Origin of the sequence: Paenibacillus hodogayensis, assembly GCF_039536325.1 — a bacterium.
Lineage (GTDB): Bacteria > Bacillota > Bacilli > Paenibacillales > NBRC-103111 > Paenibacillus_AB > Paenibacillus_AB hodogayensis.
Genome location: NZ_BAAAYO010000005.1, coordinates 93,098 through 105,541, shown reverse-complemented (window position 1 = coordinate 105,541; position 12,444 = coordinate 93,098). Strand labels below are relative to the sequence as shown.

The window sequence follows — 12,444 nt, the reverse complement described above, 5'->3', positions numbered from 1 at the left end:
GTCAAATTCTAAATAAACAGACACGTTTTATTTCCAACGAGCGCGCACGGTAACGGTTTCGGGTTTCGGGTTTCGGGTTTCGGGTTTCGGGTTTCGGGTTTCGGGTTTCGGGTTTCGAATTCCGGTTTCGGATTCCAATGGGGTTGTGTATGCCCCCGACAGCGCATAAGCCCTCCCGGCGTTTCGTTGGCTACATCGCCACGTCATGATACAGCACGCCAAGCATAAATACGATCTGAAACAGGCACAGAAGAGCGAACAATGCCATCACGACGACAACGCCGGCCTTTCCGAGCGATTTGGCCGTGCGAAGCAGCAGCTGACTCAGGCTCATATGCCCACCTCCTCTTCCTTGCTTTTCGCGCCGTTTGCGGCAACCAAGCGCACCGCAGGGGACGGCTGCTGCGTATGGCTTCATTCACACGTTCCGCCCGGCCAGCTCCGGCCATCGGAAATGCTCCCTCTCCGTCTACCCCGGAATGGCGCTCTCCGTCGGTCTCTACCCCTGCGGCCAAGGCTGCTCGGGTATGCCGCTCGCCGATTCCGCGGTCCACTTCCTGTTGGCATAGCCGTAAGGGGCATTAAGCAGCTTCAGCCATTCGGGATGCTCCTCTGCCCAACGCTTCACCGTCTCCGCCGCCTGCTCGCGGTTCGACGCGCCCTTCAGCGCTTCGGCCAAACCGGGCAAGCCGGACAAAGTTCGCGTATCGATTAGAGGCGGCGCTTGAATCGGAGCGGTCGTACCCGCCACCGCCGGACCTGTCATGCCGGAGCTTGCGGCGGAGCTGTCCGAAGCGACCTCGGTCCGCGTACCGTCCAGCTCCAGCAAATAATGCCGCACGGCGGCCAGGGCGCGCACCGCCGCCCCGAAGTCCACCTCCAGCTGCGGATCGCCGCCGCCCTCGATCACCCCGCCGCCGTATTCGAATAGAAGCCCTTTATATGAATCGTCCGTTGCCCGGGCCGCTTCGGCGTATTGCCGGACCGCCCGTTCGCGGTGGCCGAGCGATTCGCTTGCCACTGCATCCTCCAGCCGGTGGTAAGCCGTCGCACCCTCGGACGCCACGGAATCGGCCAGCTTCATCGCACCCGCCTCGTACCGGTACGTCTCCGTCCGTTCCCGCTGCCAAGGACCTGCCCCGGCGGAGCCGATCAAGCCGCCCTGCAAGACGAGAGCGCCGTTCTCCAGCGTGAACGATTCGACGGACGGCATGCCGACCGTTCCCGGCACGACGGACCAGCCACCGTCGGAGCTCCGCTGCGATACGGTGTAGCCGAACGTTGTCGTGTGTGCGCCCGTCGTGCCCCAGCGCCAGACGATCTCCTTGACGCCGTCGCCGGTCAAGTCGCCGACCGCTTCGACCCGGACGAGTCCGCTATCCCCCTCGGGAAGCGGCACCGTATCGGCCCGGAAGCCCCCGTCTACGGCGGACACGATGACCGCTACCGCTTGCCGGCTTGCCGGCCGCCCGTCGCTTTGCGGCGGCGGCTCCACGGCGAGCGCTGTCGCCCAGACGGCGGTCCCGGCCGCGTCCCCGAGCGCGAAGCGGCTGATCGCGAGCGGCTCCCGCTTGGCGTCGTACGCCGCGGCTAACCGCTCCAGCCATTCGCCGAGATCGGTCGGGCCGGCACCGGCGGCAGCGTTGCTCCCGTCTGGGGACGCTGTCCGCAAACTGCCGATCGTGCGGGCCAGCTCCGCCCGCAGCCCGTCTGCGGACATGTCTGCCGCGGACGCAGCCACAGCCGAGGGCGTGTCGTTCTTGCTGCCGGACTGGTTCCCGCAACCGGCGGAACCGTTCAAGGCGAGCAGTGCCGCCGCCACTATATAGATATACCGCATCGATCTTTTCGCCCTTCCTTCTGTAACTTTAACCAATTAGACTTTTCCGCTGCGGAAAAAGTTCAGTGCGGGCCGGCGTTTCAAATGAAAAGCTGCAAGGAAACGGCTTGCGGGAGTCCTGCTGCACGATGCGGTTCGAGCATCGACATGCATGTCGCGACAAGGCGCACATACGCAAACAAGCCCGTCCCGAATCGGACGGACAGCAGCAGGAAGCGATCGCCGAGACGATCGGATTCTATTAACCGAAAGCGAAGTCCGTCGTCCTCATCATGTTCGGCGACGAGGACGATCGGACGCTGCGCGGCGGCATCGGCCGGCTTGACCCGGTCCGCCGGCGAATCCGCAGCGGAGACGTCCGGATCGCGCTGGCGGATATGATCGAGGCGACCGACGATCCGGCGCCTCAATCGTCGTAGTCGGCCAGACCGTTGTCGATCAAATATTGCATTTCCGCATCCAAAATCGCTTCGATTGCCGGCTCGTGCAGCTTGACGTCGGACTGCCCGAGCACGTAATCGACCAGTTCGTCGCTGTCGATCTCGACGTCCGCGTTCGACCGCTTCTGGAGCTTGTTCATAAACGCCTGTTCATGCTTCAAGACGTTCCTGATGGCGGCGGCATCCGCCTTCGTGCGGGCGGCGATGTACTGCACCAGCTCCGCTTCGTTTAACGTGTGGCTCAACGGCGTTCTCCTCCTGTTCTTCCGTAGCGCCATTGTAGCACATTTCACCCGAAGCTCAAACGGGGTGCAGGCAAATATGCCCGATAATCGCCTGGCACGTCTTGTGCAGGCCGGCAATAAAGCGGAAGGCCCCTCCGTGGGAGAAAGACGCCAAGGGGCCCGCGAAGTACAGCCCCGGCAAGCTGCTTTCAAAGGAGGCGCCGAGCTTCGGAAAGCGCTCCCCGCCTGCGTCGCGCTCCCCGTCCTCCCGCCCGATCCGCGCGGACAATGCGGGCGACAAAAACGGAACGCGGTCTACATCGATCCGGTAGCCGGTGGCCGCCACCAGATGGTCGGCGGTCCGCCGCTCCCCGTTCGACAGCAGAAGACTCAGCGCGCCGTCCGGAGACGCCTCGGCCGCTTCGATCGAGACGCCTCCGGTCTCGCGCACAAGCCCGTCCACATAAGGCCGCAAAAAGTGGGCGATGCTGCCCGGCGGCGGCACCCGTTTCTCTCGCTTCTGCTCCTCGGGCAACTCGTAGAACGTGTACGCCGCCTGCACAAGCTCCTTGCCCGACGTGACAGCCTCTCGGTAATTCGGCGCTTCGCGCCGGTAGATCAGCTCCGTGTCGGCGCCCGCCCGGTGCAGCAGCGCGGCGGCTTCCCATGCGCTCTGCCCGCTGCCGAGCACCGCCACCCGCTTTCCGGCGAACGGCGCATAATCGCTGCGGCCGTATGTGTGGGACACGAGTCCGGACGGCAGGCCGGCCAGCGCGTCCGGGATGTAGGCGTAGTGCTGCAAGCCGGTGGCGACGATCGCGCTGCGGGCGCGCAGGACGGTGCCGCAGTCGGTTTCCACGACGTATCCCCCTGCCGCCGAATCGAGCCGTACCGCCAATTCGGGGGTGAAGACCACCCCCGTACGGGATGCGAACCAGAACGCATAGTCCACGAAAACGGGGCGGGGCAGTGGCACGGTCACGGCCGTGCCGGTCTCTTCCTCGAACCGCTGCAACGTGTATTCGCCCCGCTCGTCGGACAGCTGAATCGAATCGGGATGCGTGCGGATGAACATCGACTGGGGCATCTGGCTTTTCCAGAAATGCATCGGCCGGCCGAGCAGCTTGTAGTTGAGCCCTTTGGCGCCCGCGTGCGCGGCCAGGGAGATGCCGTACGGTCCCGCGCCGATAATGATCAAGTCGAGCATGGCCGCTTCCCCGCCCCTATTCAAGCTCAAAGCCCTTCTCCTGCAAAAAAGTCCGCATATGGCCGCGCCGGCGCGCCCGGAGACGATTCGCCATCTCCTTCGACCATGTCGTGTCGCGCTTGCCGCCCTCGCGGGTCAGTCCGAACTGGCGCAGCTCCCCGTTGTACCGCTCGATGCCTGCGGCGAACGCGTCTTCCGAATAGCGCTCCCGATGAAGCACCGTCTCGACCGGCAGCCGCGGCCGGATCGTCGGCGCCTGATCGGGATAGCCGAGGCACATGCCGAATACGGGGTATACATATTTCGGCAGCTCCAGCAGTTGGGCCACGTCGCCGGGATTATCGCGGATGCCCCCGATGAACACAATGCCGAGTTCGAGCGACTCTGCGGCGACTACGGCATTTTGCGCCGCCAGTGCCGTATCCACCGTCGCGATGATGAAGATTTCCGTCGAGTCCGGCACGCGCGTCTCCTCCTCGAGAGAGGCGGCGTAACGAAGACGGTTCAGGTCGGCGCACCATACGAGGAATACGGGGCACTCCTCGATATACGCCTGATCGGCGGCCAAATGCGCCAGCCGGCGTTTCTTGTCCGGATCGGTCACGGCGACCACGCTGTACGCCTGGACGTAGCTGGACGTGGAGGCGGCCTGGCCCGCCTCGACGATCGCAAGCAACTGCTCCTCGCTCACCGGATCGGGCTTATATTTGCGGATGGATCGGTGGCTTTTCAACTGTTCGATAACTGCATTCATGGCTGTATAGTCAGTCTCCTTCACATATAATGGGTAAAAGAAAAACACAACAGGAGCTGTTGTGTTTTCCAGTGGACTGGTCAAAGTCGATTTTTATTCTTTTATAATTCCTATATACTTACTCGGTTTTGTACGAATGATACCATTTTCCAATCGATGCTGTCAATTGTTTTTCGTCCCGGCTCCCGATCGGTTACGTTTTTAAGCAAAAGACCCGAACCGGATTGAAATCATCGGGTTCGGGTCTTTTGAAGAATATGCGCAGAGCTTGCGCACGCGCCATACGGGTTTCGGATTTATCGGCCCGCCGCTGCCGATTCCGGCTGCGCCGCAAGCCCTCTCTTCCTGCTTTCGAGCCATTCGCTCATGGCGTAAAGCCCTTTGTAGTTTTGTTTGACGAACTGGATAACCTTTTGTTCCTTTTCCGAAATCGACTTGCGCTTGACTTGCACGTTCATTTTGCCGTTTCCCCGCTTTACCGCATATTTTCCGAGCACAAGAACCATTGTATTCGCGACCTCCCGCTTTATTCCCGGCAGATGCGAATAAAAGGCTGCCCGTTTCGGCCTCACTTCTCGACCGCGGCCGCCTTGCGGTGGGTCAGCAGCTCGGATACGGTGATGAACTGGAATCCTCTCTGCCGCAGCTCGGGTAAAATTTGCTTCAGCGCGGCGACGGTCTGCGTCTTGCCTTCCACGTAATCGTGAAACAGCACAATATCCCCGTTGCGGGCGTTGTTCAGCACCTTATTGACGATTTTGCCCACGCCCGGCGTATTCCAGTCTTCCGTGTCCTGATGCCAAGACCACAGCACGACAGTGTAGCCGGCCTTTTTCGAGGCGTTGACCACCTGCTCGTTGTAGTAGCCTCCCGGAGGGCGGAACAGATGCGGCTTCTGTCCGGTAGCGTTGACGATGCTTTGCTCGGTTTTCGAAATCTCGTTGTCGATATGGTCGGCCGAACGCTTGCGGTTGTTCATGTACTTGTGGCTGTATGTATGATTAGCGATTTCATGCCCGTCCAGTACTTCCTGCCGTACGAGCTCCGGATATTTCTCCACCCGCTGCCCGACGACGAAAAAGGTCGCCTTCGCCTCATATTGCCTCAGCAGCGCCAAAATCTCCGGCGTATCCGTCGGATCTGGGCCGTCGTCGAACGTCAGTGCAATCACCTTCTTGTCCGTCGGCACCTCCCATACGATGTCGCCGCGCGCCTCGTAGTAATCTCGCCCTTTCTTCGACGGCGCCGAATACGCCGAGCCGAATACGGCTGTCGTCAAGCAAATGGTCATGATTAGCGATTTTCCAAGGGTACCCATATGTCCTCCTCTTCCGCTCCTGTTGTTCGAAGCCGGGTTTGCCAAAACGCGCCTATCGGTAATATCTCCCCAAATCGCCGCGCTATACCAAACAATCGCTGCGGGCTGCAGCGGGGCGGGGCAATCCCATAAAAAATCGGCGGGAAAGCGAGGCTGCGGTGAGCCTTTGCTCCTCCAATCGCACTTGAAATCGGATTCCCTTTTGTCTCTTGCGATTGCCCTGCGCCTCTCCGCAGCCCCTCCGCCGATCCGCATTGTAAGCGGCCGGCGGTTGTGATATAATAACAAGACTTTGCGATGGAGTGGTGGCTTATGGTAACGATTTTGCGCCTATTACCGATTCATAACGATACCGAAACCTTGACCGATACCGGTCAAGGTTTTTTGTTTCCGTCAGGAAAAAAAGCTGTGGGAGGTAATGATTTATGACCGAGGGGAACAAAGCATCCATGCTGGCGGTTTGGATCAGCCTGATCAGCAACGTCGCGCTGACCGCCTTGAAGCTGATTGTCGGGCTGCTGTCCGGCTCCCAGGTGCTGATCGCCGATGGCGTCCATAATGCCGGAGACGTAATCGCTACGACCGCCGCGCTGAGCTCGATGCGCATCTCCAAGCGTCCGGCCGATGAGGATCACCCGTACGGCCACGGCAAAGCCGAAGTACTCGGCTCGGGTATCGTGGCGATCATCCTCGTGCTGGCCGCCCTTTATATCGGTTACCATGCCGTACTCGCCTTCTTCCACGAGCCCGAGGAAGCGAGTTACCTCGCGCTGGGCGCGGCCTTCGTATCGGTCGTCTGGAAGCAATGGCTGTACGTGTATACGATTCGGGTCGGCAAAAAAGAGAACAGCAAGGGGCTGATCGCCACCGCTTACGACCATCTGGCCGACGTCTACGCGTCTATCGCCGCCGTGGCCGGGATCGGCCTGGCGCTGGTCGGGGACCATTACGGCATTCACCTGCTAACTTACGGCGATCCGGCAGCCGGGATTATCGTTTCCGTGCTGGTCATGAAGCTTGCCTGGCATATGGCCCAGGAAGCGATCGATATCCTGATGGAGAAAACCGTCAGCCACGACAAGCTGGAGCAATATACGACGCTCGTCCGAAGCATTCCGCAAGTGAAGCGGATCGACCGGATTCGGGCGCGCGAGCACGGACATTATATTCTCGTCGACTTGCGGGTCAGCATTCCCGGCGAACTAACCATCCAGCAGGGACACGATATTTCCCGTTCCATCAAAGGCGCCGTCATGAAACGCCATCCCGAGGTTGACGAAGTGCTGATCCATCTCAATCCGTGGTATAAGGAAGACAAAGAGCCTTCAACCCCACTGTAAAAAGTGGCGTTGAAGGCTTTTTCTTTGCCGGAATAAGACAAGGTGCAGGCCGGGGTTTTCCTTAATCCCTATGCGATCGAAAGGGGTTGGCGAACCCCCTTTGCGATCAAGAAGGGGATGTTCCGGGGATGTCCTCCGGCGCGCCAGTTCCGCGCGAGTCCCGATCGGCGTCCGTTTCGAGCGGCACTTCCTCAGGCAGCGTCTTCGTAATCCCGGGAACCTCGCGCGGCTTGTATTCGATCGAGTCGGACGAGTACAGGGCGATGGACATGCTGCCTCCTCCGGCGAAAGCGCGGATCAGAACCGGCTGGTTGTAAGCGTTCTGGAACGTAAAGTCCGGCCCGCCCCAGCTGACCGTCGCGTCCCGTCCCGGCAGCACGTAAGGAACGTGGCGGCTGTGGGAATAGCGCTGGACGATGCGCAGGCCGGCGCGATCGATCGCATTGAACAACGTGGACGATACTTGGCAGATGCCGCCGCCTATGCCCTCGGACAGTTCCCCCCGCACGATGATCGGCGCGCGCTTATAGCCGCGGGCGGCCGTTCGTTCCCCAACGATCCGGTTGAACGAGAACGTCTCGCCGGGAAAGACGACATGGTTGTTGATCGCTTTGGCCGAAAGCGCGATGTTATGCGAGCGGCTTTTGTTGCCGGAATTGTAGTACGTCACGTAGCTGCCGATCGGCTTTTGCCGGATATGGGCAAGCAGCTCGCTGTCGACTTTCGGATACACCGTGCGCCGCTGCAGCTCGAACCGCGCCGGACCATTGCCGTAGAAATAAGCGTAAAACTGTTCCGCAAGCGCTTCGCGGTTCAGCGTATAGCCGGTCCGGCCGGCTACGATCTTGCCGTTGTCGCCGATCACCGCATTAAGCGGCGGCTCGTAGGTTCGCTGCTCCAGCTTGGCGATCAGCGCATCCAGCTTGGCCGTATCGACGACCGTCTGGCCCGGAAGAGAATAGTCCGCCCTCTCCACGGAAGCGATCATCTGGCCGGCGTGCTCCAGCGACAGAGGCCCGGACGTCGGCGCCTGCTGCTGCACCATCGGTGCCAGCAGCAGCGCCCCAAGAAGCCATGCGGATTTCATTGTCAGTAGTCTCTCCTTTTATCGGCCCGGCACCGCCGCCGATTTTCGTGTTCCTCGCTAGTCGCCAAGCCGGACGCGCCCGCCCATCGCCTTGCGTACGCGCGTTCCGGCGTATACGAACAGCGGGAACAGCAGGTAGCCTGTCAAAATATAGATCGTTCCCGTCGTCGAGACGAACACGGCCAGCGTCTGGAAGCCGGGCACAAGACGAAAGGAGAAGAGCAGCAGCAAAAGACCGAGCGGCACGATGAGCGCATCCGTTTTCTTCAGCTGCAAACATTGCGCCAGTCCGATCGATACGGCATACAAATGAATGCCGATTTTAATAAATTCGCCCAAAACCCATACCATCATAATCATCGACTCGACATGCTCGAAAAAGTCCGCAATGGCTATGTAGCGGGCCGCCGTGTAGACGGGATAAACATAATGCGACGTACTCTCTCCAAGCAGCATCAGCAGCGCCAGGTTCGTTACCAGCATAACCGCACCGATGCCTGTCGCGGCCCACATCCCCCACTTCAAAGCCGTACGGGAGTCCTTCACATTCGGGAGCAAGTAGACCATCAGGAACAATTGGCAAAACCAGCCGCCCACCACTAACGACCCTTTGAAGACGGGCTCGAAGCCCCGTTCCAGCAAAGGCATTACTTTACCCGGATCCAGCTCGGGAATGAGCAGGGCAAAAATCAGAATCGTAATAAACGTGATCAGCGGTACAAACAGCTGCCCGATGCGGGCCAGCACCTCGATGCCCGCGCGGAGGGCCCAGACGCACAGCGCCAGCATCATGCCGATTACTACCACGACCGGCGTCTTGAAGAAGAAATTCAGGACGATAAATTCCCCGTAGTCCCTCACGACGAACGACAAAATATGCAGCTGGAACACGATAAAAAGCAAGCCCAGCGTCTTGCCGACCATTTTGCCGAATACGTTCTCCAGCAGCGTATGAAACGTACCGTCCGGAGACAGCCGGTGAAGCCGCCAGGCCAGCCAGACGGCAAGATACCCGACGCCGATCACCACAATCGGCGTCATCCACATGTCTCTGCCCGACAAGCGCGTCGTAATCGAGGGCATCAGCAATATGGAGGAGCCGAGCACCATTTGAAACAGAAGCAGCGCCATCTGCCAGACGGAGATTTGTCCGCGGTTCATCTTCAGGACTCCTTACGTTTGGGGCGGGGGCTTCAAGTAATCGCCGAGCGGCTTGTACAGAGCTTCGATCCAGCCGGTCAAATAAGTAGCCTTGGGACTGAGGAGCAGGGTTGCCGACACCGCAAGGGCAAAAACCACTATAAACGCGTAGGCCAGCGTGTCCCGCCCTCCCGTTCGCCACGATTTCCGGTCAACCGCCATGACGACGATGCCGGCTGCCCATACAAAACCAAGCGCGATACTATTCATCCCCACCCTCTTCTCTTCTGAACAAGCTCGGAATATCCCCGGTCATGACCCCCTGCCGAACCGTAGCGATCTGCACGTCCAAAACGGGCTTCACCTCGGCGAACCGCTTTCCCCAGTTCGCTTTCTCCTGTTTCCATGCCTTGGGATACTTTTTATGAAACTGCTCTCCGAAATCGAGCACGTCGGCTTGCTTCTTCTGCAAGCTCTCTAGCGCCCTCTCTATACGGCTGCGGATATACGTGTTGGCGCCCTCGACGATTTGCTCCAATTCCTCCGGCTTCATCGGATCGAGGCTCGCCGTATTTTGAACAATATCGCCCTCGTACCGCACCTTGATCCTCATCTCCCAAGTACCGTCGGGCAAAATGCGCGGCAGCCGCTCGGTGCTGCTGCTCGATAAGCTCATCGTGATCTTGCCTCTACCCGCCGGATAGGCAATCTGGGTAGAGGATTTCACCCGGTCCGTCAGCCACAGCGTGCCCAGCATCGAATCGTTATCGAGGGTACCTACCAGCTTGCCGTTTTTGAGCACCGCCAAGCCTCGGAAGTAAGGCTCGTCCGTATTCCGGATGTGGCCCTTATCCACCATCTCCGGACCGGAAAGCACATGCGGCACATAAAAGGTTTGTTCCGGGTTGCGTACGATTCGCTCCAGAATGTGCTTCATATCGACCTCTGTGCTCACCTGGGTCTTGGAAAGCTCCCGCAGCGCTTCGACCGCGCTGCGCTCCAGATACGGGACGACCTGCAGCACTTCATTCGCCCTTCCTTCCGACACATAGAAGGATGCCCGCTCGCGCATGCCGATGAAGCGCAGCACGAATTCCAAATCTTCCTGAATGCCGTGCTCGGCCCGCTTTTTGCCGATAATGTAAATGTTATTGTGTCCCCAGTACAGCCTTCTCGACAGCCTCTCCTGCAAATGCCCCAGCGCTTCCGACAAGGAACCGCCCGAGGCGCTTGCCGTGATCGTTCCGCTTTGGTCCTTCGAGGAGCCGGAGTCGGAGCCTGACTGTGCGGAATCCGCCGAGCTGCCCGTCGGCAAATACACCTCCACGGACAAATGCACCTTGTTCTGATCGTCTTGGTCGATGCCGGCCCCCATTACGATCGCCATATCGTTGATCTCGATCCGGTCCCAGCAGCCTGTCAGCAGCAGAAGGGCGGCCATTGCGGCCAACGCCCCCGATCGCGGACTTATCCGCATCATCGGCCTCCTTTCTCCGCATTCCGCCCTTTCCGCCTGAGCCCGCCGCCGCTTCCGGTCAACCGGGGCCTCTTCAAGTTCGCCCAGGCTGCGGGCCGGACAAGCACATCCTTCCATTCCCCGGCCATTCCCGGAGCGATCGGCGACAAATAAGGGACGCCGAACGAGCGAAGCGAGCATAGATGGATCACAATCCCGATCAAGCCGGTCAGCAGGCCGAGCAGCCCCATGAACCCGGCCAGCAGCATGATCGGAAAGCGCAGCAGCCGGATCGAGATGCCGATCGTATAGTGCGGGATCATGAACGAAGCGATTCCCGTAATGGCCACGACCATCACCATCGGCGAGGAGACGAGCCCGGCCGACGTCGCCGCTTGTCCGATCACGAGCGCGCCCACGATGCTGACGGCAGCGCCGACCTGCTTTGGCAGCCGAACGCCCGCTTCGCGAAGCGCCTCGAACATCGTCTCCATAATGAACGCTTCGACCAGCGCCGGGAAGGGGATCTCCTCCCTTGACTTGGCGATGCTCAGCAGAAGCGAGGACGGGATCATTTCCTGATGGAACGTCAAAATCGCTACGTAAGCCGAAGGGGCGAGCAGGGCGACCATCATGAACAAGTAGCGCAGCCAGCGGATCGCCGTAGAGATCATGTAGCGCTGGTAATAGTCCTCGGGGGACTGGAGCAAGGAAAACAGCGTGATCGGGGCAATCAGAACGAACGGCGTGCCGTCCGTCACGATGACTGCCCGGCCTTCCAGCAGCCCGGCTGCGGCGGTATCGGGTCGCTCTGTGTCCATCAGCTGCGGAAAAGGTGAGAATGGGCTGTCTTCGATCCATTCCTCGATATTCCCGCTCTCCAAAATGCCGTCCGTATCGATGGCGGCGAGCCTTCGCTCGATTTCCTCGATCAGCTCCGGAGCGGCAAGCCCTTCGATATAGCCGATGGTTACGCGGCTTTTCGTGTAACGCCCGATTTCCAGCGCCTTCGTCTTCAGGCTGGGCGTCCGCACCCTTCTGCGCAGCATCGCCACGTTGTCGCATAGCGATTCGGTGAAGCCTTCTCGCGGTCCGCGGATGACGGACTCCGCTACCGGGTCCTCGATGCTGCGCTTGCGCCAGTCGGACAAGGAAAAGGCGTAGCCGCCGGCGATCCCGTCGACCAGCAGCACCGGATGGCCGAGCGTCGTCTGCTCGAACAGATCGCCGAGCGTCTCCACTTCATTGAGGCGAAGATGGGAAATTTCCCGGCCCAGCGCCTCCCTAAGCTGCTGCTGCGTCTGGTCCGGCCCGGGCTCCCGTGTCGCGAACAGCCTGATTTCATTTAACCGCTCTTCGTTCGTCAGCCCTTCGAAATAGACGAACAGAGCCGGCACCGTTTGCCATACCAGGCACTCCACATAAACGATGTCGCTGCAAACGTCGAACATCCGCTGCACGGCGAGACGGTTGCCGGCCAGCTCGGGTGTCAAACGTTCGTCGTGATTTGCTGATGGCTGAATCATCGTGAGGTTTCCTTCATTGGATTCGTAATCATTCTGGCATTTGTTAAGCTTTCCACTTCTTCCTACCGATATTCCGCAGCGGGACGGACCGGCGCAAAAATAAAGCTGCCGC

General features: G+C 59.9%; 14 protein-coding genes. 2 read left to right on the top strand and 12 right to left on the bottom strand.

All coding sequences use genetic code 11. The annotated features are described in order from the left end of the window. Positions 1 to 190 precede the first annotated feature (190 nt). Positions 191 to 334, bottom strand: a complete 144-nt coding sequence (locus ABD796_RS09940; RefSeq protein ID WP_344906709.1) for a hypothetical protein — start codon at positions 332 to 334, stop codon at positions 191 to 193. Between the two features lie 165 nt (positions 335 to 499). Then, positions 500 to 1,840, bottom strand: coding sequence for an FG-GAP repeat domain-containing protein (locus ABD796_RS09935; protein WP_344906706.1), 1,341 nt, complete (start codon positions 1,838 to 1,840; stop codon positions 500 to 502). 272 nt (positions 1,841 to 2,112) lie between these two features. Here ABD796_RS09935 and ABD796_RS09930 point away from each other — a divergent pair, with 272 nt between their 5' ends. Beyond that, positions 2,113 to 2,259: a hypothetical protein gene (locus ABD796_RS09930; protein ID WP_344906704.1), complete on the top strand. Its 147-nt coding sequence runs from the start codon at positions 2,113 to 2,115 to the stop codon at positions 2,257 to 2,259. Here ABD796_RS09930 and ABD796_RS09925 read toward each other — a convergent pair. The 5 genes from ABD796_RS09925 to ABD796_RS09905 all read right to left on the bottom strand — a co-directional run bounded on the left by ABD796_RS09925 (position 2,247) and on the right by ABD796_RS09905 (position 5,783). Further along, positions 2,247 to 2,525, bottom strand: coding sequence for a hypothetical protein (locus ABD796_RS09925; RefSeq protein ID WP_344906702.1), 279 nt, complete (start codon positions 2,523 to 2,525; stop codon positions 2,247 to 2,249). The genes ABD796_RS09930 and ABD796_RS09925 overlap by 13 nt on opposite strands. A 55-nt stretch (positions 2,526 to 2,580) precedes the next feature. Next, on the bottom strand, positions 2,581 to 3,741 hold the full coding sequence (locus ABD796_RS09920; RefSeq protein ID WP_344906699.1) for an NAD(P)-binding domain-containing protein: 1,161 nt from the start codon (positions 3,739 to 3,741) through the stop codon (positions 2,581 to 2,583). Further along, positions 3,728 to 4,465, bottom strand: a complete 738-nt coding sequence (nfsA, locus tag ABD796_RS09915) for an oxygen-insensitive NADPH nitroreductase (protein WP_344906696.1) — start codon at positions 4,463 to 4,465, stop codon at positions 3,728 to 3,730. Before nfsA ends, ABD796_RS09920 begins: the two co-directional genes overlap by 14 nt. Positions 4,466 to 4,761: 296 nt before the next feature. Continuing rightward, on the bottom strand, positions 4,762 to 4,971 hold the full coding sequence (locus ABD796_RS09910; RefSeq protein ID WP_344906693.1) for a hypothetical protein: 210 nt from the start codon (positions 4,969 to 4,971) through the stop codon (positions 4,762 to 4,764). A 62-nt stretch (positions 4,972 to 5,033) separates the two neighbouring features. Beyond that, entirely contained in the window at positions 5,034 to 5,783 is a 750-nt protein-coding gene (locus ABD796_RS09905; RefSeq protein ID WP_379116243.1) for a polysaccharide deacetylase family protein, read from the bottom strand. A 425-nt stretch (positions 5,784 to 6,208) separates the two neighbouring features. Here ABD796_RS09905 and ABD796_RS09900 point away from each other — a divergent pair, with 425 nt between their 5' ends. Then, positions 6,209 to 7,123: a cation diffusion facilitator family transporter gene (locus tag ABD796_RS09900; protein WP_344906690.1), complete on the top strand. Its 915-nt coding sequence runs from the start codon at positions 6,209 to 6,211 to the stop codon at positions 7,121 to 7,123. A gap of 106 nt (positions 7,124 to 7,229) precedes the next feature. Here the strand turns inward: ABD796_RS09900 and ABD796_RS09895 are convergent, their stop codons facing one another. The 5 genes from ABD796_RS09895 to ABD796_RS09875 are packed head-to-tail and all read right to left on the bottom strand — an operon-like array spanning position 7,230 to position 12,332. Further along, positions 7,230 to 8,210: a VanW family protein gene (locus ABD796_RS09895; RefSeq protein ID WP_344906687.1), complete on the bottom strand. Its 981-nt coding sequence runs from the start codon at positions 8,208 to 8,210 to the stop codon at positions 7,230 to 7,232. Between the two features lie 57 nt (positions 8,211 to 8,267). Then, positions 8,268 to 9,371, bottom strand: coding sequence for a GerAB/ArcD/ProY family transporter (locus ABD796_RS09890; RefSeq protein WP_344906685.1), 1,104 nt, complete (start codon positions 9,369 to 9,371; stop codon positions 8,268 to 8,270). A gap of 12 nt (positions 9,372 to 9,383) precedes the next feature. Further along, positions 9,384 to 9,620 (bottom strand): hypothetical protein, encoded by a 237-nt coding sequence (locus tag ABD796_RS09885; protein WP_344906682.1) that lies wholly within the window; start codon positions 9,618 to 9,620, stop codon positions 9,384 to 9,386. After that, entirely contained in the window at positions 9,613 to 10,827 is a 1,215-nt protein-coding gene (locus ABD796_RS09880) for a Ger(x)C family spore germination protein (RefSeq protein WP_344906679.1), read from the bottom strand. Before ABD796_RS09880 ends, ABD796_RS09885 begins: the two co-directional genes overlap by 8 nt. Then, positions 10,827 to 12,332 (bottom strand): spore germination protein, encoded by a 1,506-nt coding sequence (locus ABD796_RS09875; RefSeq protein WP_344906676.1) that lies wholly within the window; start codon positions 12,330 to 12,332, stop codon positions 10,827 to 10,829. The genes ABD796_RS09880 and ABD796_RS09875 overlap by 1 nt, the downstream gene beginning before the upstream one ends. Between the last annotated feature and the right edge of the window lie 112 nt (positions 12,333 to 12,444).

Coding starts and splice junctions, on each gene's coding strand:
- ABD796_RS09930 (WP_344906704.1), top strand. CDS start 2,113: ATGTTCGGCGACGAGGACGATCGGACGCTGCGCGGCGGCATCGGCCGG.
- ABD796_RS09910 (WP_344906693.1), bottom strand. CDS start 4,971: ATGGTTCTTGTGCTCGGAAAATATGCGGTAAAGCGGGGAAACGGCAAA.
- ABD796_RS09875 (WP_344906676.1), bottom strand. CDS start 12,332: ATGATTCAGCCATCAGCAAATCACGACGAACGTTTGACACCCGAGCTG.
- ABD796_RS09890 (WP_344906685.1), bottom strand. CDS start 9,371: ATGAACCGCGGACAAATCTCCGTCTGGCAGATGGCGCTGCTTCTGTTT.
- ABD796_RS09940 (WP_344906709.1), bottom strand. CDS start 334: ATGAGCCTGAGTCAGCTGCTGCTTCGCACGGCCAAATCGCTCGGAAAG.
- ABD796_RS09895 (WP_344906687.1), bottom strand. CDS start 8,210: ATGAAATCCGCATGGCTTCTTGGGGCGCTGCTGCTGGCACCGATGGTG.
- ABD796_RS09905 (WP_379116243.1), bottom strand. CDS start 5,783: ATGGGTACCCTTGGAAAATCGCTAATCATGACCATTTGCTTGACGACA.
- ABD796_RS09880 (WP_344906679.1), bottom strand. CDS start 10,827: ATGCGGATAAGTCCGCGATCGGGGGCGTTGGCCGCAATGGCCGCCCTT.
- ABD796_RS09900 (WP_344906690.1), top strand. CDS start 6,209: ATGACCGAGGGGAACAAAGCATCCATGCTGGCGGTTTGGATCAGCCTG.
- ABD796_RS09885 (WP_344906682.1), bottom strand. CDS start 9,620: ATGAATAGTATCGCGCTTGGTTTTGTATGGGCAGCCGGCATCGTCGTC.
- nfsA (WP_344906696.1), bottom strand. CDS start 4,465: ATGAATGCAGTTATCGAACAGTTGAAAAGCCACCGATCCATCCGCAAA.
- ABD796_RS09935 (WP_344906706.1), bottom strand. CDS start 1,840: ATGCGGTATATCTATATAGTGGCGGCGGCACTGCTCGCCTTGAACGGT.